The following is a 24,412-nucleotide window of genomic DNA, read 5'->3' on the forward strand; positions in this document are numbered from 1 at the left end:
TCCGCCACTCGCGGCGATGGACCCTGCGCGGAAACAGACAGGAGGCGGCCGATCATGGCTGCGACGAAGGATCGCCTGCTGGCCCTGGACGGGCTGCGGCTGCTGTGCGCGCTGGTGGTGGCCGCCCATCATCTCGGCATGGCCTGGTCGTTGGACGGCGTACGGCCGACCAGCACGTATCTGCCGCAGCCGGTGACCTCGGTGCTGATCTACGGCTTCCTCGGCGTGGAGGTGTTCTTCATGATCAGCGGCTTCGTCATCTGCCTGAGCGGCTGGGACCGGAGCCCGCGCGCCTTCCTCGCCTCCCGGGCCGGCCGGCTCTACCCGGCGTTCTGGGCGTGCGTGCTGATCACCGCGGCCGTGATGACCTGGTTCCCGCTCACCGAGGGCATCCCCCTGCCGCACGGCCTGACCGGCGGTGACGTGGCCGTCAACCTCACCATGCTCGCCGCGCCGCTGAACGTGCCCTACGTCGACACCATCTACTGGACGCTCTGGTACGAGTTGCGCTTCTACCTGCTGTTCACGGTCGTGATCGCGCTGGGCCTGACCCGTGGCCGCGTGCTCGCGCTCGGCGTCGGCTGGCTGGCCGCCTCCGTCGTCGTACCGGCCGGGGTGCCGCTCGCGGAGCTGGTCATGCCGCAGTTCGCGCCGTACTTCGTGGCCGGCATGACGTTCTACCTGATCCGCCGGTACGGGATGACCCTGCCGCTGGGGTTGCTGCTCGCCGCGTCGTGGGTGATCAGCCTGGTCCGCGTGCGGGAGCGTGTGCTGTTCGCGAACCCCGGCTTCCCGGTGCCGGTCGGGCCCGGGTTGCTGATCATCACGCTCGGGTTCGCGGTGCTGCTGGTGATCGCGCTCGGGCACACCGACCGCTGGCGCCGGCGCTGGCTGGCGGTGGCCGGGGCCGTGTCGTACCCGTTCTATCTGCTGCACCCGCGCATCGGCTACACGATGGTCCGGTACGCCTACGACCGCACCGGTCTCCCGGTGCCGCTGCTGGTCGCCGGCGCCATCCTGGTGCTGCTCGTCGCCGCCTGGCTGGTCCACCGCCTGGTGGAACGGCCGCTCGGGCCGGCGTTGCGCCGCCTGATCGCCACCGGGCCGACCGGCTCCCGCTCGTCGTCCAGAGACGTCCAGTGCTCGACAAGCTCATCGAGACCCAACGATCGTGCCATGGCCGCCGACCTCGACCTCAGTGCCCCGGCCCATCCCATTCGCGTCCCACCCCGTTGATCGGATCGATCATTCGTTTGCTGCTGGTGACACGCTTCTTTCCCCACCCCCTCTCTCCTTGGCTGCCGCCCCTCGTTGCGTCTTAGAACATGTGTTCGATAGGATGGCGGTGCCCCGGAGAGGGGGCGGGTTCGGTCAACCGCCGGTCGGGACTGGTTGCGTGCACCGTGCGAAGGCGATGGCGTGCGCCGTGGGTGACGGGCCCTGGCAGGTCTGCTGGGTGATGTTCTTCGAGCCGAAGTTGTCCTGGCGGTGGTCGGTGACGACTCGGGTGTGGCCGTCGGCGCCCGCGGTGTAGGTGACCGGGATGGGGTCACCCTCGACACTGAGCCTGGTGACCGCCAGCCGTGCGGGGTGGCCGGCCTGGGCGGCGTCGACGAAGCATCGGGCTGCGTCGCCGGGGAGGGTGTCGCGCTTCCCGAGGTCGAAGGTCCCGCAGTCGACGGCGTCGGGCAGGCCTTGGCCGGGGCTGAGCGTGGTGCTGGGCCCCTCGGTCGAGCCGGCGCGCGGGCGTGCGCCGAAACTGGGGTCGAGCGGCGGTGCGTCGGCCGAGGAGCGGGGCGCGGCTGAGGGGGCGGTCGCGCCGGGCGAGTCGGCGGCCGGCCCGGCGCAGGCGGCGAGCGCGGCGATGGCCAGTGCGCCGGTGGCCAGTGCGCGGGCGGCCAGTGCGCGGGTGGCGGGGGCGCGGGTGGCGAGTGCGGGGCTGGCCACTGCGCGCGTGGCCGGGGCGCGTGTGGCCAGCAGGAACGGCATCGTGTGGTGGGTGGGCGGTGGCTTCATGGGGCACCCTTCTCGGCCGGCGCGGTCGGGAGGTTGGACGCGCCGGTGCGGCCGTCGGTTGCGGCGCGGGCGGGTTGATCTCGGTCTTGGAAATGTCTTCGTCACACCGTTGACATCTGTGTGCGGCGGAGCCTAGCGTCCTGTCAAAGTCCCGCGTCGAAGCGCTTCGACGAATGCGCCGGTAGCTTTCCCCGGCCGATTGTCGAAGCGCTTCGACGGACCCCTCCCGGAGGACGAACAGACATGATTCGATCGCGAGCCGGCCTCTCGGCCGGCGCCCTCTTGCTTGCCGCCTCGCTCGCCCTCGCCGCCTGTGGCGGCTCGGGGGACTCCTCGTCCGAGGAGGGGGCCGACGCCAAGACCTTGACGCTCTGGCACTACGAGGGCCCGACCAGCGCCATGGGCATCGCCTGGAACAAGGCCATCGAGGAGTTCAAGAGCTCCCACCCGGGCGTCGAGGTCAAGTTCGAGGAGAAGGGCTTCGAGCAGATCCAGCAGAACGCCCAGATGATCCTCAACTCCGACAGCGCGCCGGACATCATGGAGTACAACAAGGGCAACGCCACCGCCGGCCTGCTGTCCAAGCAGGGCCTGCTCACCGACCTCACCGAGGAGTCGAGCAAGCGCGGCTGGGACAAGGCCCTCAACTCGAGCCTGCAGACCACCACGAAATACGACGACGACGGCATCATGGGCTCGGGCAAGACCTTCGGCGTCCCCAACTACGCCGAGTACGTCGAGGTCTACTACAACAAGGACCTCTTCAAGAAGTACAACCTGCAGGTCCCGACCACGCTCGACGAGTTCACCAAGGTGATGGACACGTTCGTGCAGAACAAGGTCACCCCGCTGGCCGTCGGTGGCGCCGAATACCCGGCCCAGCAGATCCTCTACACGCTGGCGCTGTCCAAGGCCGACCGGGCCTGGGTCGACGACTACCAGCTCTACAAGAACAAGGTCGACTTCAAGGGCCCGCAGCTCACCTATGGCGCCCAGACCTTCAAGGAATGGGTCGACAAGGGCTACATCGCCAAGAACTCGGCCGGCATCAAGGCCGAGGACATGGGCGTCTCGTTCAGCCAGGGCAAGTTCCCCATCATGATCTCCGGCTCCTGGTGGTACGGCCGGTTCGTCAACGAGATCAAGAACTTCGAGTGGGGGACCTTCCTCTTCCCGGGCAACAAGCTGCACCCCGGCTCCAGCGGCAACCTGTGGGTCGTACCGGAAAAGAGCAAGGCCAAGGCCCTGGCGTACGACTTCATCGACATCACCATGAAGCCGGAGATCCAGGCGCTGCTCGGTAACAACGGCGGGGTGCCGGTCGCGGCCGACGTCGCGTCGATCACCGACCCCAAGAACAAGGAACTGATCGAGAACTTCAACAAGGTGTCGGGTGAGGACGGGCTGGCGTTCTACCCGGACTGGCCGGCCCCCGGCTACTACGACGTGCTCGTGGCCGGCGTGCAGGGCCTGATCAACGGCTCCAAGACGCCCGACGCGGTGCTCAGCGAGATCCAGAAGCCGTACGACGAGAACCTCGCGGACCTCGGCAAGTGACCCGGACGCCGGCGGAGGGGCGACTCTCCGCCGGCCCGCGGAAAGGGGCAAACATGAGGCGTAAGGGCTACTGGGTCTTCCTCGTCCCGGGCGTGCTGGCGAGCGTCCTGGTGATCGTCGTGCCGCTGGTGATGACCGTCTGGACGAGCTTCACCAAGTGGAACGGGGTCGGCGAGCAACGCTGGATCGGCTTCGACAACTACACCCGGCTGTTCGAGGACTCACTCTTCTGGGGCTCGTTCAGCAACATCCTGCTGCTCATCCTGGCCATGGCCGTGGTGCCGACGCTGCTGGGCCTCTTCCTGGCCGCGGTGCTGTTCGACTACGTGGCCAAGAAGTTCAGCAACCGCTGGGCCTCGCTGTTCCGGTCCGGGTTCTATCTGCCGCAGATCATCCCGGTCGCGGTCACCGGCATCCTCTGGGGCTGGATCCTGCACCCCGACTACGGCGCGCTCAACCGGATCCTCGACTCGGTCGGGCTGGGCGGGCTGGCCCACAACTGGCTCGGTGAGCCGGGCTCGGCGCTCTACAGCGTCATGGGCATCATGATCTGGGTCCAGCTGGGCTACCCGATCGTCATGTTCATGGCCGGGCTGCAGCGGGTCGACCCCGAGCTCTACGAGGCGGCCGACCTGGACGGCGCCAGCTGGTGGCAGCGCTTCCGCAAGATCACCGTCTATCTGATCCGGCCCGAGTTCTACGTGGTGCTGGTGACCACGACGATCTCCGCGCTCAAGATCTTCGGGCCGATCTTCGTGCTCACCGGCGGCGGGCCGAGCAACGCCACCCTGGTACCGAGCTACTTCGCCTACAAGAACTTCTTCGAGAAGGCCCAGGTCGGTTATGGCTCGGCGATCTCGACGGTGCTCACCGTGCTGATCATCGTGTTGTCCTTCGTCTTCCTGCGCCTGCAGAATCGGAGCGTGTCGCGATGACTCTCACGGCAAATCGGGCCCCCGCCGAGCCGGCCGCCGAGGTCCGCGCGGCCAAACGGTCGAATCCGCTGCGCTTCGTCATCCTCGCCGCCCTGCTCGCGCTGCTGCTGATCGTCATCGCCCCGCTGCTGATCATCGCGATCAACGCGGTCAAGAGCCCGGCCGACTATGCCGGCGGCGGCCCGCTGTCACTGCCCACCCACCTCTACTGGGACGGCATCGTCGACTTCTGGAACCGGGTGAGCTTCGGCCAGAAGCTCTGGAACAGCTTCGTCACCAGCTTCGTGGTGGCGGTCCTCGGCGTGGTGCTGTCGGTCCTCAACGCGTACGCCCTGGGCATCGGCAAGGTGAAGGGCCGGCTCTGGTTCCTGGTGTTCTTCCTGGTGGCCAACCTGCTGCCGCAGGAGGTGCTGGTCTACCCGCTGTACTTCCTGTCCAAAGAGGTGCACCTCTACGACAGCCTGATCTCGATCGTCATCATCTTCACGGTCATCCAGGCCGCTTTCGGTACGTACCTGCTGACCTCGGTCTACCAGGAGTTCCCGACCGAGCTGCTGGACGCCGCGGACGTCGACGGCGCGGGCAAGGTGCGCACCCTGTGGAGCGTCGTCGTCCCGGTCAGCCGTCCCACGCTGGGCGTGCTGTTCACGTTCTTCTTCATCTGGACCTGGAACGAGTTCTTCCTGCCGCTGGTCTTCCTGGTGTCCAACGACAACCAGACCGTGCCGGTGGCCCTGGGCGTGCTGCAGGGCGACCGCCTCATGGACGCGACCATGACCAGCGCCTCGGGCCTGATCGGCATCCTGCCCGCCCTGATCTTCTTCCTCGTCTTCCAGCGCACGTTGACTCGCGGCATCACTGCCGGCGCGATCAAGTAAAGGGACTCTCATGAAGTTCACCGATGGGTACTGGCTCAAGCGCAAGGGCTTCACCGTCCTGCATCCGGTCCAGCTGCGGGACAGCCAGGCCGACGAGAAGACCCTGACCGCGTACGCCGCGACGAAGCCGGTTCGCAGCCGGTCGGACACCCTCGACACGCCGCTGATCACGATCAAGCTCTCGTCGCCCGCGCCGGACGTCATCCGGGTGACGCTGGGCCACTTCCTGGGCGGAGTGCCCAAGGGCCCGAACTTCGCGATCGCCGAAGAGGATCACCCGGTCACGATCGACGGTGCCTCGCTGACGTCGGGGTCGCTGACCGCCCGCTTCCGCGAGGGCGAGCAGTGGGGTCTCGACTTCACCGCCGGCGGCAAGCGGCTCACCGGCACCGGCTGGCGCGGCATGGGCGTCGTCGACGCGGCCGACGGTGAGCACTACGTGCACGAGCAGCTCGACCTCGGGGTGGGCGAGGCCGTCTACGGGCTGGGCGAGCGCTTCGGGCCGTTGGTCAAGAACGGCCAGAGCGTCGACATCTGGAACGAGGACGGTGGCACCAGCAGCGAGCTGGCGTACAAGAATGTGCCGTTCTTCCTGACCAACCGGGGCTACGGCGTGCTGGTCGACCACCCGGGCAAGGTGTCCTTCGAGGTGGCCAGCGAGATGGTGTCGCGCACCCAGTTCAGCGTGGCCGGGCAGACCCTGTCGTACCTGGTGATCCACGGCCCGACCCCGGCCGACATCCTGCGCAAGTACACGGCGCTGACCGGTCGTCCGGCGCTGCCCCCGGCCTGGTCCTTCGGGCTCTGGCTGACCACGAGCTTCACCACCCCGTACGACGAGGAGACGGTCACCTCGTTCGTCGACGGGATGGCCGAGCGTGACCTGCCGCTGAGCGTGTTCCACTTCGACACGTTCTGGATGCGCGAGTTCCACTGGTGCGACTTCGAGTGGGACCCGGCGATCTTCCCGGACCCGCCGGGCATGCTGAAGCGCCTGCACGACCGGGGCCTGCGGACGTGCCTGTGGATCAACCCGTACATCGCCCAGCGGTCGGCGATGTTCCGCGAGGGCGTCGAGAAGGGCTACCTGCTCAAAAAGGCCGACGGCGACGTCTGGCAGTGGGACAAGTGGCAGGCCGGCATGGCGCTGGTCGACTTCACCAACCCGGCCGCGCGCGAGTGGTACGCGGCCAAGCTCGCGGTGCTGGTCGAGATGGGCGTCGACGCCTTCAAGTCGGACTTCGGCGAACGGGTGCCGACCGACGTGGTGTGGCACGACGGGTCGGACCCGGAGCGGATGCACAACTACTACACGCAGCTCTACAACCAGGTGGTGTTCGACGTCCTGAGAGAGGCTCGGGGCGAGGGCGAGGCGGTGCTGTTCGCGCGGTCGGCCACCGTCGGCGGCCAGCAGTTCCCGGTGCACTGGGGCGGCGACAACTCGGCCACCTACGAGTCGATGGCCGAGAGCCTGCGCGGTGGCCTGTCGCTGATGAGTTCCGGTTTCGGCTTCTGGAGCCACGACATCGGCGGTTTCGAGGGGCGGCCCGACCCGGCCGTGTTCAAGCGGTGGATCGCCTTCGGGCTGCTCTCGTCGCACAGCCGGCTGCACGGCAACCACTCCTACCGGGTGCCGTGGCTGTTCGACGACGAGTCGGTCGAGGTGCTGCGGTCGTTCACGCACCTCAAGTACAGCCTCATGCCGTACCTCTGGGAAGCCGCCCGGCAGGCTCATGAGCAGGGTCTTCCGGTGATGCGGCCGATGGTCCTCGGTTTCCCGGACGACCCGGCGGTGACCTACGTCGACCGGCAGTACCTGCTCGGCGGCGATCTGCTCGTGGCGCCGGTGTTCAGCGAGGAAGGCGAGGTCAGCTACTACGTGCCCGCCGGCCGCTGGACCCGCTACCTGACCGGCGAGGTCGTCGAGGGGCCGGGCTGGGTGCACGAGACGCACGGCTTCGGCAGTGTGCCGCTGCTGGTCCGGCCGGGCGCGGTCATCCCGGTCGGCAACCGCACCGACCGGCCCGATTACCCGTACGCCGACGGCGTCACGCTGCGTCTCTTCGAGCCGGCCGAGGGCAGCACGGTGGTCCGGGTGGGGGAGAGCACCTTCACGGTGACCCGCGACGGCACGGCGATCCGGATCGAGCGGGAGGGCGCCGCCCGGCCGTGGCGGGTCGAGATCGCCGGCGGCCCGTCGGCCGAACTCGGCGCCGGCGACGCGACCTGGGTCGCCGGCTAGACCGGCAAGGTGGGGCTCGCCACCCTGGTCAGCGGGCCCCACCACCCGGTCGGCGACATAGGATCTCGAGATGACCCCGGCACTGGACCTGTTCGTCCCAGGCGTCGTCTACCTCGACATCATCTTCACCGGCCTCGAGGGGTTGCCCGAGCCCGGCACCGAGGTGTGGGCCTCGGGCATGGGCTCCTGCCCGGGCGGCATCGCCAACCTGGCTGTCGCGGCGTCGCGGCTCGGCCTGCGGACCGGCCTCGGCACGGCGCTGGCCACCGACGCGTACGGGGACTTCTGCGCCGAGATCCTCTGCGCTCAGGAGAACATCGATCTGGACGCGTCCCGCCGCATCGAGGGCCACTCACCGGTGACCGTGTCGCTCGCCTCCGACCGCGACCGCAGCATGATCACGCACGGCCACCCGTTGCCGCTCAACGCCGACGGGCTGGTCGGCGGGCTGCCGACCTGCCGGGCTGCCTCGGTGTCGCTGACCAAGGACCGGCTGCCCTGGGTGCGCCGGGCCCGCGAGGCGGGGACGCTGGTCTTCGCCGACGTGGGCTGGGACGCCAGCGCCGAGTGGCCGGCCGAGGTGCTCGACATGCTGGAGGACTGCCACGCCTTCGTGCCCAACGCGGTCGAGGCGATGCAGTACACGAGGGCCGCGACGCCCGCGGCGGCCCTGCGGAAGCTGGCGGGGCTGGCCCCGGTCGTCGTGGTGACCTGCGGCGGCGACGGGGTTCTGGCCCACGACGCGCGCACCGGCGAGACCGTGCACGTCCCCGCCGTGCCCGTGCCGGCCCTCGACCCGACCGGCGCGGGCGACGTCTTCACGGCCGGGTTCATCCTCGGCAGCCTGCGCGACTGGCCGCTGGCGCAGAGCCTGGCCTTCGCCAACCTGATCGCCGCGCTCTCGGTGCAGCACTTCGGCGGGTCGCTGTCGGCGCCGGGCTGGGGCGACATCGCCGACTGGTGGCGGGTGGCCCGCTCGTCGGAGCTCGCCGGGCGATATGCCTTCCTCGACGACGTCATCCCCGGCGGCGAGCAGCGCACGGTGCGCCGCGCCGGCGCCACGATCGCCCGGCTCTCGGACGCTCATGCGCACTGAACGACTGGTCATCCTGGGCGGCGGCGGGTTCCGGGTGCCCCTGGTCTACGGCGCGTTGCTGGGCGGCGACTCCCCGATCGGCTCGGTGGTGCTGCACGACGTCGACGCGGCCCGGCTGACCGCGATCGGCGGGGTCCTGCGGGCCCAGGCCGCCGCGGCCGGGCCGGGGCGGGCGCCGTCGGTGGAGCTGACGACCGATCTGACCGAGGCCCTGACCGGGGCCGGCTTCGTGTTCAACGCGATCCGGGTGCACGGGCTCGAGGGCCGGGTGATCGACGAGCGGGTGGCGCTGGCCGAGGGCCTGCTCGGGCAGGAGACGGTCGGGGCGGGCGGCATCGCGTACGGGTTGCGGACGGTGCCCGTCGTGCAGGCCATCGCCCGGCGGATCAGCCTGGTCGCGCCGGACGCCTGGGTCATCAACTTCACCAACCCGGCCGGTCTGGTAACCGAGGCGATGGCGGCCCATGTCGGCGACCGCGTGATCGGCATCTGCGACTCGCCGTCGGCCCTGGCCCGGCGTGTCGGGCGGGCGCTCGGGCTCGCCCCCGGGTCGTTCGAGGCCGACTACGCCGGGCTCAACCACCTGGGCTGGCTGACCGCGGTCCGGCAGGGCGACGAGGATCTGCTCCCGCGGCTGCTGGCCGACCCGGCGGCAGTCGAGTCCTTCGAGGAGGGCCGGCTCTTCGGGGCGTCCCGGATCCAGGCGCTGGGCGCCGTCCCGAACGAATACCTGCACTATTACTACGACCACGCGTCCCTGATCCGGGCCGAGCTGGCGGCCGACGAGACCCGCGGCGAATACCTCCTGCGTCAGCAGCAGGAGTGTTACGCCGAGCTCAAGTCGGCGGCCTCCCCGCTGGCGGCCTGGGACGCCGCCCGTCGTCAGCGCGACGCGACCTACATGGCGATGGAGGGTCTCGGCGAGCGCGACGACGCCGAGGGCGGCGGATACGAGGACGTGGCGCTGGCCCTGATGCTGGCGATCGCCGGCAACCGGCCCACGCAGCTGATCCTGAACGTCCGCAACCGCGGCACACTGCCCGAGCTCGACGACGACGCGGTGGTCGAGGTGCCGTGCACAGTCGACGGCGCCGGCCCGCGGCCGCTGCCCTCCGCGGGTCTGCCGGGGCACGGGGTCGAGCTGGTCAAGCGCATCAAGGCGGCCGACCGGGGCGTGCTGACGGCGGCCGCGACGGGGTCGCGGGCGGTGGCGGTGCGAGCCATGGCCGCGCATCCGCTGATCGACTCGGTCCAGGCGGCGCGGCGGCTCATCACCGCCTATCAGGCCCGCTTCCGCGAGCTCGACTATCTGAGCTGATCTCGGCTGGTCTCTCCGAGCTGGGCCTTGCGGCGGCGGAAGGCGGCTGCTCGGGCCCGGTTCTGGCAGGTGAGGCAGCAGAAGCGACGCTTGCCGGCGGGGGAGGCGTCGACGTAGACGTCGGCGCACTGGTCGTCGGCGCACAGGCCCAGGCGGCCGGGGTGTTCGGTCAGGTGATGGCGCAGGGCCAGGGCGGCGGCGGCTCGCGTCGACTGGGTGGGGTCGTCGACCGACCAGGTCGGGGCCTGCTCGGGGGACAGCTCCGGGCGTACGCCGGTGAGCCGCAACAATCCGGTGACCAGCCGGGCCCTGGTCGCGGGGTCGGTCGTGACGAAGATCGGGTGCAGCTCGTCGGCCAGCGTGGTCAGCTCGGGGCCCGGGCGAGGGGCGCGGCCGTCGACCCGGCACGGCTCGGTGCCCCACTCGTTGACCAGGGTCACCACCTCGGTGATCTCCATGGTGACGACGTCCACGGTGCACCTCCGCCCGTCGGGGGTTGTCCGGCCGGATTCCAGCGTAACGCCATGAGACGGGTTTTCACGTTGCGTCGGCTGGTTGTCGGCCGTAACGTGATGAAGGAATTCATAGCGTTACGAAGGGGAGTGGATCATGCGAGCGACTGCCGGCGCCCGGGAATGGGTGGGGCTGGCCGTGCTGGCCCTGCCCTGCCTGCTGGTGTCGCTGGACGCCGAGGTGCTCAACATGGCGGCGCCGCAGCTGGCGACCGACCTGCGGCCCAGCGCGGTTCAGCTGCTCTGGATCATGGACAGCTACGTCTTCGTGGTGGCCGGGGCACTGATCGCCATGGGGGTCCTCGGCGACCGCATCGGGCGGCGCCGGCTCCTGCTGGCCGGGGCGGTCGGGTTCGCCCTGTCGTCGCTGCTGGCCGCCTTTGCCACCAGCCCCGAGTTGCTGATCGCCGCCCGCGTGCTGATGGGCCTGGCCGGGGCGTCGCTGATGCCGTCGACGCTGGCGCTGATCCGGGCGATGTTCGCCGACGCGCGACAGCGGGGGATCGCGCTCGGCGTCTGGAGTGCCTCGTTCTCGCTCGGCGGCCTGGCCGCGCCCTTGATCGGCGGGGTGCTGCTCGAGCACTTCTGGTGGGGCTCGGTGTTCCTGCTGGCCGTGCCCGCGACCGTGCTGCTCGTCCTGGCCGGGCCGGCGCTGCTGCCTGAGGCCCGCGACAGCAGCGCCCGCGGCTTCGACCTGGGCGGCGCGGTGCTCAGCCTGGTGGCGGTGCTGATCTTCGTGTACGGGGTCAAGCGCCTCGCCGCCGAGGGCTGGCAGGCCGTGCCGTTCCTGGCCATCCTGGCCGGCGGGGGCGCGTTCGCTCTCTTCCTGCGGCGGCAACGGCGGATCCCGCGGCCGCTGCTCGACCTGAGCATGTTCGGCGACGTCCGGGTGCGGGTCGCGCTGGCCGCCAACGCGCTCTCGTTCTTCGTGCTCTACGGCACCCAGCTCGCGATCGTCATGTACCTGCAGATCGTGCTCGACCTGTCGCCGCTGCGGGCCGGACTGTGGGCGTTGCCGTCGGTGGGCGCGTTCCTGCTGGCGTCGCTGCTCGGGCCGGTGCTGGTGCGCTGGTTCCCGGCCGGCCGGGTGGTCGCGGCCGGTGCCGTCGTGATGGCGTCGGGGCACGCGATCATGGCGCTGGCCGCGTTCGGTGGCGGGTTGCCGGCGTTGGTGACCGGGATGGTCGTCGGTGGGGCGGGGCTCGCGCCGGTCTACACGCTCACCACTGATCTTGTGGTTTCCTCCGTACGCTCGTCGCGCGCCGGTATGGCCGCGGCCGTCACCGAGACCGGGGCCGAGCTGGGCGGGGCCGTCGGCATCGCGGTGCTGGGGTCGGTCGTGGTGGCGGCCTACCGCGGCGGGATGTCGGGGGTCCCGGGGCTGCCGGCGGACGGGACGTTGATGGACGCGGCCGCGGCGGCGGGCCGGTTGCCGGCTTCGGCCGGAGCGGCCCTGCTGGACCGGGCCGACAACGCGTACGGGATGGCCTTTGCCCTGGTCTCGCTGGTGGCCGCCGGGCTGGTGGCGGTGGCCGCGGTGCTCGCCTTCCGGACCCTGTGGCCGATCGCCCCGGGCGCCGGCGAGCCGGTCGCGCCGCAGCGCAACGAGGCGGGTGCCGGCGAGCTGAGCGACAATCCGTCCGATATGGTCGAGCCGCTCGCGTCGGTGAGTGCCGGCCCCGAGCCGGCGCCGGGCAACCGGGAGTGATGAGCGTCCCCCCGCCCTCTGTGGCCGTCGTCCCGCCGTTCCCGTAGGCTCTATCTCCTATCGGTTTAGTAGAGCTTAGGAGGAGGTGGAGGCGATGACCACAGCCGCGCACAGTGCCCAGCCGGCCCACGAACGGCATCGGGCACGGGAAGGGGCCGCGCTCTCCGGCTCACCGGCCGGTGCCTTTACGACGGTCCGCGCCGTCGAGAAGGCGACGGCGAGACCGGTGCGCGGCGGCGCCGGCCGATTCGCCGGCCGGCCGCCGAACGTCCTCGACCGTGACGACATCTGGGGCCGCATCGTCAAGCCGGGCGCCCGGTTGCCCTCCGTGACGTTGCTCGAGGCCGATCTGGGCCCGATCCACCTCGACCGCCTGCGGATGACCGGCCCGATCGTGCTCGTCTTCTTCCCGTACGCGTCGAGCGCGCAAGCCGATGCCGCGCTGGCCGGCTATGAGCGCCGGCTGGTGCCCGCCCTGGCCGGGACGGACGCTCACCTGGTCGCGGTCAGCCCGCAGATCCCCGGCCGCCTGGCCGAACTCAAACGACGGCACCACCTGAGCTACTTCGTGGCGGCCGACCCGCGCCACCAGTTGATCGACGCCTTCAACCTGGGCTTCCACGCGCCGGGGGCCGACGTGCTGCTGGGCGCCCGGCGTTCGGTGCTGCCCTTCCCGGCCGTGGTCGTCGTCGATCGGGCCGGGGTGGTGCGGTTCGCCGACGTACGCCCCGACGGTGCCGCCCTGGCCGAGCCCGCGCTCATCCTGGCCGCCGTGGAGGCGCTCGGTGAACGAAGCGTGTATCAGAGGTGAATCTCCGGGTATAGCTACCGCCGATGCAGGATGAACAGCACGCGCTCGAGGTGCGGCTCGCGGTGACCGCCGCGGGCGCCGTCGTGCTGCTGGTGCCGTTCACCGTGATCGCGGCCATGGTGGTCGGCGGGGTCGACTGGTTGCACCGGCTCGACGAGGACGTCAGCGTGGCCGTGCACGCCTTCTCGTCGGGCCGCCCGGGGCTGGTCGATTTCATGTGGGCCTGGTGCCTGGCCTTCGACCCGTGGATGTGGCGGGCCGCCGCGCTGGCGCTGGTGATCTGGCTGGTCCGGCAGGGCGCCCGCTCCCTCGCGTGGTGGGTGGGCATCACGATGACCGCGGGCGGCCTGCTCGGTGTGGTGCTCAAGGTGATCTTCGAACGGGATCGCCCGTCGTTCCTCGACCCGGTGGCCACGGCGGTCGGCTATTCGTTCCCGTCCGGGCACGCGCTGAACAACGCGCTCGGCGCCGCGGTCCTGCTGGCGGTGCTGCTGCCGCGGGTCCGCCACCGCACGGCGCTGCTGGTCGCCGGGATCGCCATCCCGGTGATCACGGGCGCCTTCCGGATCGGGCTGGGCGTGCATTTCCTCAGTGATGTGCTGGCCGGCTGGCTTCTCGGCCTCTTCGTGGCGGCCGGCACGGCGACCGCCTTCGCCGCCCGTCGCCGGCGCCGCCGCCGGCTCGACCTGGTGGGAGCGCGCTCAGCGGGAGAGTAATGATCGGCGTGATTGGGTAGACAGCGCCGACATGCCGTTGATCGCGCAAGTTGCCAAGCGCCTGCTCCTCCCGGTGACCATCCTCTTCGCGGGGATGGTCGGCCTCGGTCTGCTGGTGACCCGGGTGGCTGACCAGGCGTGGCCGCTCACCGCCGAGGACGACGTCAACCGCACCCTCGAGACGAACCGGGACGGACCGCTGAACGTCATCAGCGAGATCGTCAGCCTGATCGGCAGCACCCCGGTCATCATCGCGGTCACCGGCGTGGCCGCCGCGATCCTCTACCTCAAGCTGCACTCGTGGCGCGAGCCGCTCTATCTGATGCTGGGCGTCACCGCGCAGGCGCTGGTCTTCTTCTTCACCACCCTGGTGATCGACCGGGAGCGCCCGGGGGTGCACCGGATGGACGACTCGCCGCCCACGTCGAGCTTCCCGTCCGGCCACACCTCGGCCGCGGTCGCCCTCTACGTCGGCCTGGCCTTCCTGCTCTTCACGCTGCTGCGCCGCGCCTGGGCCAAGCGCCTGGCCTGGCTGCTCGTCCTGGTGCCGATCGGGGTCGCGTTCGCCCGGCTCTACCGCGGCATGCACCACCCGACCGACGTCACCGCGTCGTTCCTCAACGGCATCACCTGTGTCGCCATCATGGCCCGCGAGGTGCTGAACCGGGCCGTCGACTGGGCTGTCCCGGCCCGGTTCCGCACGGCGCGGCTAAAGGCTTCCTGACATCACGGCGTCGAGCGTCGCTTTCGCACCGCGGTCGTGCAGGGCGGCCAGGACCGCGGTGTACGCCGCGACGAAGCGCTCGTTGTCGACGAGGTCGCCGAACAGGTCGCGGTCCTCGAGGAACGCGGTCGGGTTGTCGCGCTGACGCAGGGCCGCGGCGTTGAGCCGGTCGCGCAGGCGGTCGACGATCTCGATGGGCCGGCCCTGCTCGTCGACACCTTCGTCGTAGCGGGCCCACGAGGCCACCACCGCGGTGGCCAGCCGGATCTCGCCGCCCGTCTCCAGGTTGTGCCGGATGACCGGGAGCAGCCATTTCGGGATGCGGTCGGAGCTCTCCGCGCACAGGCGGGCCACCGTGTCCTTGACCTGGGCGTTCGAGAAGCGCTCGATCAGCTGGTGCTGGTATTCGTCCAGGTCGATGCCGGGCACCGGCTCCAGCGTCGGCTCGGCCTCGCGCTTCATGTAGGCGAGCAGGAACGCGGCGAAAGCCGGGTCGCGGGCCACGTCGTGCACCAGGCGGTAGCCGGACAGGTAGCCGAAGTAGCACAGCGCCTGGTGTGAGGCGTTGAGCAGGCGCAGCTTCATCAGCTCGTACGGCTCGACGTCGGGCACCACCTGCACGCCGGCGTCCTCCCAGGCGGGGCGGCCGTCGCCGAAGCTGTCCTCCAGCGCCCACTGGGTGAACGGCTCGCACACCACGGGCCAGCCGTCGTCGACGCCGTAGTGCTTGCGCACCTCGTCGCGGTCGTCGTCGGTCGTCACCGGGGTGATGCGGTCGACCATGCTGTTGGGGAAGCGGACGTTCTCCTCGACGTAGGCGCCCAGGTCGGGGTCGCGCAGCGAGGCGAACGCGACGAAGCTCTTGCGGGCCGCGTCGCCGTTGCCCTGGATGTTGTCGCAGCTCATGATCGTGAAGGCCGGCAGGCCGCGCTCGCGGCGGCGCTCGATCGCCGCGGTGATCAGGCCGAAGGTCGTCCGCGGCTGGTTGGGCAGCGACAGGTCGTGCTGGACGTCCTTGTTGTCGGCCATGAACTCGCCGGTGACCGCGTTGAAGTTGTAGCCGCCCTCGGTGACGGTCAGCGACACGATCCGGATCTCGGGCGAGGCCATCTTCTCGATCACGGCGTCCGGGTCGTCCGGCGCGAACAGGTACTCCTTGATCGAGCCGATCACCCGGGCGTCGAGCGTGCCGTCCGGGCTCTTGACCACCAGCGTGTAGAGGCCGTCCTGCGCGTCGAGCACCTGCTGCATTCGCCGGTCGGCCGGCATCACCCCGACCCCGCAGATCGCCCAGTCGAGGGCCTTGCCCTCGTTCATCAGGCGGTCCAGATACATCGCCTGATGGGCTCGGTGGAAACCGCCCACCCCGAAGTGGACGATCCCGGTGCGCAGGGCACCGCGATCGTACGAGGGGACGGCGAGGTCGGCGGGGAGCTGGGGCAGGGTCTCGGCGTTGAGGGGCAGCATCGTGGTTCGTCCTCCCGATGGTTCGCAGGATCACCCACAGCATCGCATTGGTTCGTCCCGGTCACCGGCGACCGAGCATGAGGATCTTGTGCCCGCGGCGGGCACGCCGGCCGCGCCGGTGCGCGGAGCACCGCCCGCCACACCGGGAATCCGATGACCGAGCTTGCCTCCTTGATGCCCGTTTCCCGTGCGCCGAACCGGTCTGCGGCTTGCTAGCGTGCGCCCATGACAAAGCGGGACGGGCTCGGTCAGCGGGCCGGGGGGATCGCCTTCGCCGCGGCCGTGGGAGCGCTGGCCGGTGCCTCGATCGCCGGCCGCCGCGGGGCCGGGGCCGGTGCCGTGGCGCTCGCCGTGACCGAGGCGGTGGCCCGGGCCGGGCAGCGGCCCGGCGAGATCCCGCCGTGGTGGTCGCGGGTCGTGATGAGCGGGGCCCTCGGGGCGATCGGCGGGAAGCTGGCCGGGGCCGGCCCGGTGCCGACGGGAGTGGCCGCCGGCACGGTGGCCGGCGCCCTCGGGCTCCGCCCGCACAAGGTGGTGCTGGGCCCGGTGGTCGGTGCGGCCGTGGGGACGGCGTGGCGGCTGGCCCGGGGCGGGGACGCGCCGCCGGCCGTGGTGGCGGCGAGCGCGGTGGTCGCCTTCCGGGCGCTGTCGGCGGTGCTGTTCCGCGAGCCCCAGGTGGATCTGCTGGCCGAGCGGGCCGGGGCCGAGGAGCTCCCGTTCGTGGTGCCGCTCGAGGCGCGTACGGGATATGTCGGCACCGGCTATGTGCGGGAGCTGGCCGAGGTGCTGGGCGGCACGTACGAGGCCGACGCCCGCGACGTGGGGATCGTCGCCTCGCTGGACGACCTGGCCGGCCCGCGGTTCGACCCGGCCCGGACCGACCCGCTGGTGCGGGAGTTCTACGAGCACACCACCCGGTTCCGGCTCGACATCGTGCCCGAGTGGCGGCTCTGGGTGCGGCCCGGCTACCTGCTCTACCGCACGCTTGTGGCACGGCGCCTGGGCCAGGCGAACCTCCCGATGAACCAGCGCGAGACGCTGCGCGGCGTCCGCAGCCGGATCGACACCATCACGCCCGAGGGGACCGATCTGATCGGCGTCCGGGGGTGGATCCGCTCCTTCGCCGACACCGACGAGCCGATCTACGTCGGCATCTACACGACCTACCGGCACGACGGGCACGGCTTCGTGAGTGTCGGCTTCCCGGTGCCGCAGGGCAGCTTCACCGCCACCCTGCAGCCGCTGCCCCGTCCGGATGGTGGCCTGGTGCTGACCAGCCACAGCGAGCTGACCCACCCCGGGCACTACCTGACCTACGTCGACCCCGGATCCCGCGAGCTCACCACGCTGGCCGTCCCCGGGTTTGCCGAGCAGCTCGACGTCCACACCGAGGGCGGCCGGTTGCGGGCCGAGCACGCGTTCTCCCTGTACGGACTCCCGTTCCTGGTGCTGCACTACACGATCCACCGCAAAGCGGACTGACTACCGGTCGGCGGTCAGGGTGATCCAGTAGCGCTTCACCGTGTCCGGCCCGGTGGTGCGGGTGTCCTCGTAGACGCCGCCGTGCTTCTCGATCGTGCGCGCCGAGGCGATGTTGTCCGGTCGGCAGGTGACCAGCACCCGGTCGAGGCCCAGCGTGCGGGCGGTCTCCAGGGTCCGGCTCAGCGCCCAGCTCGCGAGGCCCCGGCGCCGGGCGGACGGCCGGATGCCGTAGCCGATGTGGCCGCCCATGTTCAGCAACAGCTCGTTGAGTGAATGGCGCAGGGCGACGGCCCCCAGGTATCGGTCGCCCTCGACGATCCAGCGGTAGGTGCAGAGCACCGGCCCGTCACCGAACGGGATCGCGGTTGTCTCCGCGTCGCGCAGCCGCTCGACCCACGCGGTGAAGTCCGCCGCCGCCTCGAGGATGTCTCCTTCCCGTACGCCGTGACCGTCCATCCGGACGCCGGGCGCCCACTCGTCCCGGGCCTCGAGCCACGACGCGTGCAGCCGGGCGGTCGGCACGATCAACTCAGTCATGGCCCGAATCTACGGCCGCTGCCACTGGCCGGGCCGCACCGGCTGGCGCGGCGGGCTGGCCGTCTTACGATCGGCCCATGGGCGCGGTCGGGGTGGCGATGGACGACGGTGTGCGGCTGCGGACGTGGACGACCGGTGCCGGGAGCACTCCGGTGGTGCTGATCAGCGGCGGGCCCGGGCTGCCCGACTATCTGGGCCCGGTGGCCGCGCTCGCCCGCGACGGGTGCGTGGTGCACCGGTATGACCAGCGCGGCACCGGTGGGTCGCCCTGGGACGGCCCGCACACGGTCGCCCGTCATGTCCGGGATCTGGTGTCGCTGCTCGACGCGTGGGGGCACGACCGGGTGGTGCTGGCGGGGCATTCGTACGGGACGAACTTGGCCTCGTATTTTCTGCTGGCCCATCCCGAGCGGGTGGCCGGGATGGTGCCGATCGCCGGGCCGTTCCTGGAGCCGTGGCGCGAGGCGGACCGGGCCACGCAACGCGAGCGCCGCACCGCTCGGCAGCAGGCCCGGCTGGCGGAGCTCGGTGGCCTGGCGGCGCGCACCGAAGCCGAGGAGATCGAGTTCCTGGCCCTGTCGTGGTTCACCGATCACGCCGACCGCGCCCGGGCCTGGGAGTGGGCGCTGGCCTCGGCGCGGACCGTGCGGCCGGTCAACTACACCATGAACGCCCAGCTGAACGCGGCGACGCGAGCCGACCCGCTCGAAGCGCACCTCGACGAGCTCCGCGACCGCCGGCCGCCGGCCACGGTGATCATCGGCGGCGCCGGCGACAGCCGTCCGGCCGGAGCCCTGCGCCGCCTGGGCACGCGGCTCGGCTGCGACGTGGTCATCATCCCGGGGGCGGGTCACGCACCGTGGCTGGAGGCGCCGGAGCAGTTCGGGCCGGCTTTGCGCACCGCGCTGGACCGGACGTGATCCCCGGTGAGGTGGTGGCCGAGGTCTGTGCCGCCCTGGGGATCGACGGCGGCGACGCGCGGCTGGTGCAGCACGCGGCCAACGCGCTTTACCGCCTGCCCGGGGCCGGCGTGATGCTCCGGCTGTCGTCCACGCCCGCCGATCACCTCGTCCGCGTCGCCCGCGAGCTGGCGGTGGCCGGTGTGCCCGTGGCCGAGCTCGTGCCGGACGTGCCCCAGCCGGTGACGGCCGGAGGCTGGTGGGCCACGGCCTGGGTCCTGCATCCGGCGCTGCCCGGGCGGCTGCCCGCGACCGAGCTCGCCGGTCCACTGGCCGCGCTGCACGCCGTCCGGGTTCCCGAGGCCCTGCCCGCCTGGGATCTGGCCGGGGCGATCCGCGCGTTCCTGCAACCCGTGCCGCACGACCTTGTGGGCCGCCTGCTGGAGCGCTGCGACGAGATCGAGCGGGAGCTGGCCACCGTGCGCTGGACGCTGCCGTACGGGACGGTGCACGGCGACGCCCACCCCGGCAACCTGCTGCGGACCGCCGACGGCCGGGTCCTGCTCGGCGATCTGGACACTGTCGCCTGGGGACCGCGGGAGGTCGACCTGGCCCCGGCGGCGCACGGGGTCGTCCGGTTCGGGCGGGACCGCGGTGCCTATGACGCCCTGGCCGAACGCTACGGCTTCGACCTGCTCGGCGCCCCGTCGTGGCCGGCCCTGCGGCGGCTACGTGATCTGCAACTCGCCGTCTACCTGCTGCCCCGCCCGCCGGCCGACCCGGTTGATGCCCGCGAGCTCGCCGAGCGCCTGCGGTCGGTGCTCGAGAACGACGAGACCGCGCGCTGGCACAGCTATCGAGCCTTCTTCTGAGCGGGTGCCGGCTGGGTGGCGGTCTTGTCGAGCTCGCGGCCCACCCACGCGTTCAGCGCGAGCACGGCACCGCCGCAGACCACCATCACGACGATGATCAGGCCGATCACCCAGGGCCAGCCTCGCCGGTGCGGAGTGTTCGCATGCGAGCCCTCGAACGGCCACTCGGAGTCGTCGCCCGGATCGTCCACAAACAGATAGTAGTGGCTACTTCCGGAGCGTAGAGCCACTGACCGAGGGTTTGCCCTGCCCGAGGTAGAAGATGCCGGGCAGCCCGGCAGTCTCGAAGCCGGCGCTCGGGTTGTCCCGCAGCGTCGAGTTGCGGATCCGCAGCCTGCCGGTGCGGTCGTTGCTGACGAAGAACACCGCGCCGCCGCCCTCGGCCGCCTTGTTGTCCCGGATGACCGTGCCGTCCAGGGTCAGCGTGAACGTGTTGCCGTCGAGGTAGATCGCGCCGCCGCTGCCGCCGCCCGGGGTGCCGCCGCGAGCCGGGTTGGCTCCGCGCCCGACCGCCGCGTTGCCGGTGAAGACGCTGTTGAGCACCGTCCAGGAGACGCCGATGCTGCTCAGGGCCGCGCCGTTCGAGCAAACTCCGCCGGTGAAGGTGCTGCCGGCCACGTAGACCGGCCGGTCGCCGCTCTGGTCGAGGGCGCGGACGGCCGCGCCGCCGAGGTCAGGACCCGTACGGTCGCAGCGGTTGCCGGTGAAGCGGGAGTTGATCACCGTGAGCCGCCCACCGCGAGCGAAGATCGCGCCGCCGCCTCCGCCCTCCGCGGTCACGCCGGTGCTGTTGCCCTGGGTGAAAGCCAGATTCTGGACGGTCAGACGCGGGGTCGCCTGGTCGTCGCAGTGCGAGGTCGTCCACGCCTGGGCCTCGTCGCACGTGTTCTGGTAGAGGATGCGCCGCTTGCCGGCGCCGCTCAACGTGACCCGCCCGCCCCCGTCGAGCACCACGGTGGAGCTGGTGTTGCGCACCTTGGCGGTGGCCGTCATCGTGATCGTCACCGGCTCGGGCCCGCAGTCGAAGGTGATCACCCCGCCCTTCGCGACCGCCTTGACCACCGCGGCCGAGGTGCAGCTCGCCGCGGTGCCGGTGCCGATCGTCCGATCCGGTTTGCTGCTGTCGACCGGCCGCGCCTCCGTCGGCAGCTTGGCCCGGCCGGCCGGGTTACCCGGCTTGGGCAGGGCCTTCACCGGCTTTTTGGTCACGGACGGCCGGGGCGTCGCACGAGTCGACTTCGGCGGCGCGGCCGAGGCCGGGGCCGGACCCGGGACCGAACCCGAGATCGAAGCCGGTGTCGCGGCGGCCGGCGCGGTCGGCTCCGGTTCGTCGGCACAGCCGCTCAGCACCAGGGCCGTCGTCATCAGGATCGCCAGTCGCCGCTTGAGCACCGGCCGACTCTAGGCGCCGCACGGCACCCCCGGAAGGGGTAGTCCGAGCCGATCGCGCCCGGGCCCTGAGACGCGGCGGCGCGGACCCGGGAACCCCGGGCCCGCGCCGTTCACCGCGGACCCGGAAACCCCGGGCCCGCGCCGTTCACCGCGGACCCGGGAACCCCGGGCCCGCGCCGTTCACCGCGGACCCGGAAACCCCGGGCCCGCGGTGTTTACCGCGGCAGGCTCAGACGGCGACCGTCGCCTGCGCGGGGGCCGGGGCGGGGGACCCGCCGGACAGGTGCCGGAGGTAGGCCGGCAGGGTCAGGAACTCGGGGCAGGTGCGCTCGGTCAGCAGGACGGTGAGCAGCGTGCGGGCCTGGCCGAAGCGCCGGGCGGCGTCCTCGTCGAGGGCCCCGGTCTCGCTGAGGACGTCCAGCTCCTCGCGCAGCATGCGGGTGACCAGGGCCGAGCTGACCGGCACGCCGTAGTCGGTCGGGGTGGCCGAGTGGATCCACTGCCAGAGCTGGGCGCGGCAGATCTCGGCGGTGGCGGCGTCCTCCATCAGGCCGTTCAGCGCGACCGCGCCGCGACCGTCGAGCCAGGCGGCGATGTAGCGCAGCGCCACGCTGACGTTGGTGCGCAGCGCGACCTCGCTCACCTGCACGCCGAGGGTGCGCACGTCGAGCAGCTCGGTCGCGGTGACCTGCACGTCCTCGCGCTTGCGGACGATCTGGTGCGGCTCGTCGCCCAGCCACTGGTCGAAGACCTCGCGGCAGGTGTCGACCAGGCCGGGGTGCGCGACCCACGAGCCGTCGAAGCCGTCGCCGACCTCGCGCCGCTTGTCCTGGCGCACCTGGTTGAGGGCCCGCTTGGCGGCGACCGGCTCGCGGCTGGGGACGACCGCGGCCATGCCGCCGATGGCGTGCGCGTTGCGGCGGTGGCAGGTGCGCACCAGCAGCTCGGTGTAGGCCCGCATGAACGGCGTGGTCATCGTGACCTGCGAGCGCTCGGGGAGCACCACGTCCGGACGGTTCTTGATCATGCTGAACAGGTAGTCCCAGCGGCCCGCGTTCAGGCCGGCCGAGTGCTCGCGCAGCTCGTACAGGATCTCGTCCATCTCGAACGCGGCGGTGATCGTCTCGATGAGCACGGTGGCCCGGATGGTGCCCCGCTCGATGCCGAGCGCCTCCTGGGCGTACACGAAGACGTCGTTCCACAGCCGGGCCTCGAGGTGCGACTCCAGCTTGGGCAGGTAGAAGTACGGCCCGCTGCCGCGCTCGAGCTGACGCTGGGCGCAGTGGAACATGTAGAGCCCGAAGTCGAACAGCGCCGCCGAGACCGGGCGGCCACCGATGCGCAGGTGGCTCTCGGGCAGGTGCCAGCCCCGGGGCCGCACCATGATGGTCGGGATCCAGCCGTTGACCTTGTATTCGCGGCCGTCGGGAGCCGTGAAGTCGAGCTTGCCGTCCAGCGCGTCCCGCAGGCTGAGCTGGCCGAGCACCACATTCTCCCAGGTGGGGGAGGTGGCGTCCTCGAAGTCGGCCATCCACACCTTGGCCCCGGAGTTGAGCGCGTTGACCGTCATCTTGCGCTCGGGCGGGCCGGTGATCTCGACCCGGCGGTCGAGCAGGTCGGACGCCGGCGGCGCGACCGTCCAGGACGGATCGTCGCGGATGTGGGCGGTCGACGGCAGGAAGTCCAGCTCGTCGGTGCGGGCGGTGCGCCGGCGGCGGCGCCGGTCGAGCAACTGGACGCGGCGGGCGCCGAACTCACGGTCGAGCGCGACCACGAACGCGACCGCCTCGGGGGTCAGGATCTCGGCGTACCGGCCGTCCTGCGTACCGGTGATGGTGATTTCCTCGGCGGCCATCAGAACTGCTCCGTCTCGGTCGAGCCCTTGAGGGCAGTCGTGGAGGAGGAAGGGTTGAGCGCGGTCGAGACGGCGTCGAAGTAGCCGGTGCCGACCTCGGCCTGGTGCTTGGTCGCGGTGTAACCGTCGGCCTCGGCCGCGAACTCGGCCTCCTGCAACTTCACGTACGACGTCATGCCGTCCGACGCGTATCCCTTGGCCAGCTCGAACATGGAGTGGTTGAGCGCGTGGAAGCCGGCCAGCGTGACGAACTGGAACTTGTAGCCCATCGCGCCGAGCTCCTTCTGGAACCGGGCGATGTCGGCGTCGTCGAGGTTGCGCTTCCAGTTGAACGACGGCGAGCAGTTGTAGGCCAGCATCTTGCCCGGGTGCTCCTTGTGCACCGCCTCGGCGAACGACTTCGCGAACTCCAGGTCGGGCTTGCCGGTCTCGACCCACAGCAGGTCGGCGTAGTCGGCGTAGGCCACCCCGCGGGAGATCGCCGCCTCGGGGCCGCTGCGGACCCGGAAGAAACCTTCCGCCGTACGCTCGCCGGTGAGGAACGGCTGGTCGCGCTCGTCGACGTCGGTGGTCAGCAGGTCGGCCGCCAGCGAGTCGGTGCGCGCGATGATCAGCGACGGCACACCGAGCACGTCGGCGGCCAGGCGAGCGGCGTTCAGCGTACGGATGTGCTGCGCCGTCGGGATGAGCACCTTGCCGCCCAGGTGGCCGCACTTCTTCTCGCTGGCCAGCTGGTCCTCCCAGTGCACGCCGGCCGCGCCCGCCGCGATCATGCCCTTCATCAGCTCGAACGCGTTGAGCGGGCCACCGAAGCCGGCCTCCGCGTCGGCCACGATGGGGGCGAACCAGTCGCGCTCGTGGCGTCCCGCGGCGGTGTCGATCTGGTCGGCCCGCATCAGCGCGTTGTTGATCCGGCGGACCACCGCGGGCACCGAGTTGGCCGGGTAGAGCGACTGGTCGGGATAGGTCGCGCCGGCCAGGTTGGCGTCGGCCGCGACCTGCCAGCCGCTCAGGTAGATCGCCTTGAGCCCGGCCCGGACCATCTGCACGGCCTGGCCGCCGGTCATCGCGCCCAGCGCGTTGACGTAGTCCTCGCTGTGCAGCAGCTGCCACAGCCGCTCGGCGCCGCGCTCGGCCAGGGTGTGCCGCTCCTGGACGGTGCCGCGGAGCTTGACCACGTCGTGCGCGGTGTAGGTGCGCTTGATACCCAGCCACCGGGGATCGCCGGCCCACGCCCGAGTGAGGTCCGATGCGGTACCGCCCCTGACTTCGGTCAGCTGATCAGTCATCTCTCCATACCTCCGCTTGGTGGAAGAACTTCACTTTCGCGGACCCCACCAGCCTCTCTGAAGACATTTGTGAGCAGAAGAAACGTCGAATTTCTGCTAGCGTCAA

At 71.1% G+C, this 24,412-nt stretch carries 21 protein-coding genes and 1 pseudogene; 14 read left to right on the forward strand and 8 right to left on the reverse strand.

What is annotated here, in order from left to right; genetic code table 11:
- Positions 1 to 54: 54 nt before the first annotated feature.
- On the forward strand, positions 55 to 1,236 hold the full coding sequence (locus NAG42_RS29525) for an acyltransferase family protein (protein WP_250035133.1): 1,182 nt from the start codon (positions 55 to 57) through the stop codon (positions 1,234 to 1,236).
- A gap of 135 nt (positions 1,237 to 1,371) precedes the next feature.
- On the opposite strand, the gene NAG42_RS29530 is transcribed toward NAG42_RS29525, so the two are convergent.
- On the reverse strand, positions 1,372 to 2,016 hold the full coding sequence (locus tag NAG42_RS29530) for a hypothetical protein (RefSeq protein ID WP_250035134.1): 645 nt from the start codon (positions 2,014 to 2,016) through the stop codon (positions 1,372 to 1,374).
- A 243-nt stretch (positions 2,017 to 2,259) separates the two neighbouring features.
- On the opposite strand from NAG42_RS29530, the gene NAG42_RS29535 reads away from it, so the two are divergent.
- The 6 genes from NAG42_RS29535 to NAG42_RS29560 all read left to right on the forward strand — a co-directional run bounded on the left by NAG42_RS29535 (position 2,260) and on the right by NAG42_RS29560 (position 10,042).
- Positions 2,260 to 3,573 carry an ABC transporter substrate-binding protein gene (locus NAG42_RS29535; RefSeq protein WP_250035135.1) on the forward strand — a complete coding sequence of 438 codons (1,314 nt, stop codon included), beginning with the start codon at positions 2,260 to 2,262 and terminating at the stop codon, positions 3,571 to 3,573.
- A 53-nt stretch (positions 3,574 to 3,626) separates the two neighbouring features.
- Positions 3,627 to 4,508, forward strand: a complete 882-nt coding sequence (locus tag NAG42_RS29540) for a carbohydrate ABC transporter permease (RefSeq protein ID WP_250035136.1) — start codon at positions 3,627 to 3,629, stop codon at positions 4,506 to 4,508.
- The gene (locus NAG42_RS29545) at positions 4,505 to 5,386 is read left to right on the forward strand and encodes a carbohydrate ABC transporter permease (RefSeq protein ID WP_250035137.1); all 882 of its coding nucleotides are present in this window, start codon (positions 4,505 to 4,507) and stop codon (positions 5,384 to 5,386) included. The genes NAG42_RS29540 and NAG42_RS29545 overlap by 4 nt, the downstream gene beginning before the upstream one ends.
- A 10-nt stretch (positions 5,387 to 5,396) precedes the next feature.
- Positions 5,397 to 7,628 carry an alpha-xylosidase gene (gene yicI, locus NAG42_RS29550; RefSeq protein WP_250035138.1) on the forward strand — a complete coding sequence of 744 codons (2,232 nt, stop codon included), beginning with the start codon at positions 5,397 to 5,399 and terminating at the stop codon, positions 7,626 to 7,628.
- A gap of 70 nt (positions 7,629 to 7,698) precedes the next feature.
- Positions 7,699 to 8,724, forward strand: a complete 1,026-nt coding sequence (locus NAG42_RS29555) for a carbohydrate kinase family protein (protein ID WP_250035139.1) — start codon at positions 7,699 to 7,701, stop codon at positions 8,722 to 8,724.
- Entirely contained in the window at positions 8,714 to 10,042 is a 1,329-nt protein-coding gene (locus NAG42_RS29560) for a family 4 glycosyl hydrolase (protein WP_250035140.1), read from the forward strand. Before NAG42_RS29555 ends, NAG42_RS29560 begins: the two co-directional genes overlap by 11 nt.
- On the opposite strand, the gene NAG42_RS29565 is transcribed toward NAG42_RS29560, so the two are convergent.
- On the reverse strand, positions 10,030 to 10,515 hold the full coding sequence (locus NAG42_RS29565; RefSeq protein WP_250035141.1) for a CGNR zinc finger domain-containing protein: 486 nt from the start codon (positions 10,513 to 10,515) through the stop codon (positions 10,030 to 10,032). The genes NAG42_RS29560 and NAG42_RS29565 overlap by 13 nt on opposite strands.
- A 136-nt stretch (positions 10,516 to 10,651) precedes the next feature.
- On the opposite strand from NAG42_RS29565, the pseudogene NAG42_RS29570 reads away from it, so the two are divergent.
- From NAG42_RS29570 to NAG42_RS29585, 4 genes and pseudogenes are all read left to right on the forward strand, one after another.
- Positions 10,652 to 12,112, forward strand: a pseudogene (locus NAG42_RS29570) (MFS transporter); the annotation flags it as partial.
- A 244-nt stretch (positions 12,113 to 12,356) separates the two neighbouring features.
- On the forward strand, positions 12,357 to 13,073 hold the full coding sequence (locus tag NAG42_RS29575; RefSeq protein ID WP_250035144.1) for a redoxin domain-containing protein: 717 nt from the start codon (positions 12,357 to 12,359) through the stop codon (positions 13,071 to 13,073).
- A gap of 23 nt (positions 13,074 to 13,096) precedes the next feature.
- Complete coding sequence (locus NAG42_RS29580; protein ID WP_250035145.1) at positions 13,097 to 13,789, forward strand: phosphatase PAP2 family protein; 693 nt, start codon at positions 13,097 to 13,099, stop codon at positions 13,787 to 13,789.
- Positions 13,790 to 13,820: 31 nt separating this feature from the next.
- Positions 13,821 to 14,513, forward strand: a complete 693-nt coding sequence (locus NAG42_RS29585) for a phosphatase PAP2 family protein (RefSeq protein WP_250035146.1) — start codon at positions 13,821 to 13,823, stop codon at positions 14,511 to 14,513.
- Here NAG42_RS29585 and NAG42_RS29590 read toward each other — a convergent pair.
- Complete coding sequence (locus NAG42_RS29590; RefSeq protein ID WP_250035147.1) at positions 14,499 to 15,980, reverse strand: mannitol dehydrogenase family protein; 1,482 nt, start codon at positions 15,978 to 15,980, stop codon at positions 14,499 to 14,501. The two genes, NAG42_RS29585 and NAG42_RS29590, sit on opposite strands and share 15 nt — an antisense overlap.
- A gap of 225 nt (positions 15,981 to 16,205) precedes the next feature.
- Here NAG42_RS29590 and NAG42_RS29595 point away from each other — a divergent pair, with 225 nt between their 5' ends.
- The gene (locus NAG42_RS29595; protein WP_250035148.1) at positions 16,206 to 17,462 is read left to right on the forward strand and encodes a hypothetical protein; all 1,257 of its coding nucleotides are present in this window, start codon (positions 16,206 to 16,208) and stop codon (positions 17,460 to 17,462) included.
- Here the strand turns inward: NAG42_RS29595 and NAG42_RS29600 are convergent, their stop codons facing one another.
- Positions 17,463 to 17,999: a GNAT family N-acetyltransferase gene (locus NAG42_RS29600; protein WP_250035149.1), complete on the reverse strand. Its 537-nt coding sequence runs from the start codon at positions 17,997 to 17,999 to the stop codon at positions 17,463 to 17,465.
- Positions 18,000 to 18,076: 77 nt separating this feature from the next.
- Here NAG42_RS29600 and NAG42_RS29605 point away from each other — a divergent pair, with 77 nt between their 5' ends.
- Both NAG42_RS29605 and NAG42_RS29610 read left to right on the forward strand, forming a co-directional pair.
- Entirely contained in the window at positions 18,077 to 18,919 is an 843-nt protein-coding gene (locus tag NAG42_RS29605; RefSeq protein WP_250035150.1) for an alpha/beta fold hydrolase, read from the forward strand.
- Positions 18,916 to 19,770: a phosphotransferase enzyme family protein gene (locus tag NAG42_RS29610; RefSeq protein WP_250035151.1), complete on the forward strand. Its 855-nt coding sequence runs from the start codon at positions 18,916 to 18,918 to the stop codon at positions 19,768 to 19,770. Before NAG42_RS29605 ends, NAG42_RS29610 begins: the two co-directional genes overlap by 4 nt.
- On the opposite strand, the gene NAG42_RS29615 is transcribed toward NAG42_RS29610, so the two are convergent.
- The 4 genes from NAG42_RS29615 to aceA all read right to left on the reverse strand — a co-directional run bounded on the left by NAG42_RS29615 (position 19,752) and on the right by aceA (position 24,306).
- The gene (locus tag NAG42_RS29615; RefSeq protein WP_250035152.1) at positions 19,752 to 19,961 is read right to left on the reverse strand and encodes a hypothetical protein; all 210 of its coding nucleotides are present in this window, start codon (positions 19,959 to 19,961) and stop codon (positions 19,752 to 19,754) included. The two genes, NAG42_RS29610 and NAG42_RS29615, sit on opposite strands and share 19 nt — an antisense overlap.
- A 16-nt stretch (positions 19,962 to 19,977) precedes the next feature.
- A complete protein-coding gene (locus NAG42_RS29620; protein ID WP_250035495.1) occupies positions 19,978 to 21,135 on the reverse strand; it encodes a hypothetical protein in 1,158 nt (385 codons plus the stop codon).
- 256 nt (positions 21,136 to 21,391) lie between these two features.
- Positions 21,392 to 23,017, reverse strand: coding sequence for a malate synthase A (gene aceB / locus NAG42_RS29625; protein WP_250035153.1), 1,626 nt, complete (start codon positions 23,015 to 23,017; stop codon positions 21,392 to 21,394).
- Positions 23,017 to 24,306 carry an isocitrate lyase gene (aceA, locus tag NAG42_RS29630; RefSeq protein WP_250035154.1) on the reverse strand — a complete coding sequence of 430 codons (1,290 nt, stop codon included), beginning with the start codon at positions 24,304 to 24,306 and terminating at the stop codon, positions 23,017 to 23,019. Before aceA ends, aceB begins: the two co-directional genes overlap by 1 nt.
- Positions 24,307 to 24,412 lie beyond the last annotated feature (106 nt).

Source organism: Paractinoplanes maris, from assembly GCF_023544465.1.
GTDB lineage: Bacteria > Actinomycetota > Actinomycetes > Mycobacteriales > Micromonosporaceae > Actinoplanes > Actinoplanes maris.

Excerpts from the sequence above, each read along its gene's own strand:
- NAG42_RS29525 (WP_250035133.1), top strand. The coding sequence starts at position 55 with ATGGCTGCGACGAAGGATCGCCTGCTGGCCCTGGACGGGCTGCGGCTG.
- NAG42_RS29530 (WP_250035134.1), bottom strand. The coding sequence starts at position 2,016 with ATGAAGCCACCGCCCACCCACCACACGATGCCGTTCCTGCTGGCCACA.
- NAG42_RS29535 (WP_250035135.1), top strand. The coding sequence starts at position 2,260 with ATGATTCGATCGCGAGCCGGCCTCTCGGCCGGCGCCCTCTTGCTTGCC.
- NAG42_RS29540 (WP_250035136.1), top strand. The coding sequence starts at position 3,627 with ATGAGGCGTAAGGGCTACTGGGTCTTCCTCGTCCCGGGCGTGCTGGCG.
- NAG42_RS29545 (WP_250035137.1), top strand. The coding sequence starts at position 4,505 with ATGACTCTCACGGCAAATCGGGCCCCCGCCGAGCCGGCCGCCGAGGTC.
- yicI (WP_250035138.1), top strand. The coding sequence starts at position 5,397 with ATGAAGTTCACCGATGGGTACTGGCTCAAGCGCAAGGGCTTCACCGTC.
- NAG42_RS29555 (WP_250035139.1), top strand. The coding sequence starts at position 7,699 with ATGACCCCGGCACTGGACCTGTTCGTCCCAGGCGTCGTCTACCTCGAC.
- NAG42_RS29560 (WP_250035140.1), top strand. The coding sequence starts at position 8,714 with ATGCGCACTGAACGACTGGTCATCCTGGGCGGCGGCGGGTTCCGGGTG.
- NAG42_RS29575 (WP_250035144.1), top strand. The coding sequence starts at position 12,357 with ATGACCACAGCCGCGCACAGTGCCCAGCCGGCCCACGAACGGCATCGG.
- NAG42_RS29580 (WP_250035145.1), top strand. The coding sequence starts at position 13,097 with ATGCAGGATGAACAGCACGCGCTCGAGGTGCGGCTCGCGGTGACCGCC.
- NAG42_RS29585 (WP_250035146.1), top strand. The coding sequence starts at position 13,821 with ATGCCGTTGATCGCGCAAGTTGCCAAGCGCCTGCTCCTCCCGGTGACC.
- NAG42_RS29590 (WP_250035147.1), bottom strand. The coding sequence starts at position 15,980 with ATGCTGCCCCTCAACGCCGAGACCCTGCCCCAGCTCCCCGCCGACCTC.
- NAG42_RS29595 (WP_250035148.1), top strand. The coding sequence starts at position 16,206 with ATGACAAAGCGGGACGGGCTCGGTCAGCGGGCCGGGGGGATCGCCTTC.
- NAG42_RS29600 (WP_250035149.1), bottom strand. The coding sequence starts at position 17,999 with ATGACTGAGTTGATCGTGCCGACCGCCCGGCTGCACGCGTCGTGGCTC.
- NAG42_RS29605 (WP_250035150.1), top strand. The coding sequence starts at position 18,077 with ATGGGCGCGGTCGGGGTGGCGATGGACGACGGTGTGCGGCTGCGGACG.
- NAG42_RS29620 (WP_250035495.1), bottom strand. The coding sequence starts at position 21,135 with ATGACGACGGCCCTGGTGCTGAGCGGCTGTGCCGACGAACCGGAGCCG.
- aceB (WP_250035153.1), bottom strand. The coding sequence starts at position 23,017 with ATGGCCGCCGAGGAAATCACCATCACCGGTACGCAGGACGGCCGGTAC.
- aceA (WP_250035154.1), bottom strand. The coding sequence starts at position 24,306 with ATGACTGATCAGCTGACCGAAGTCAGGGGCGGTACCGCATCGGACCTC.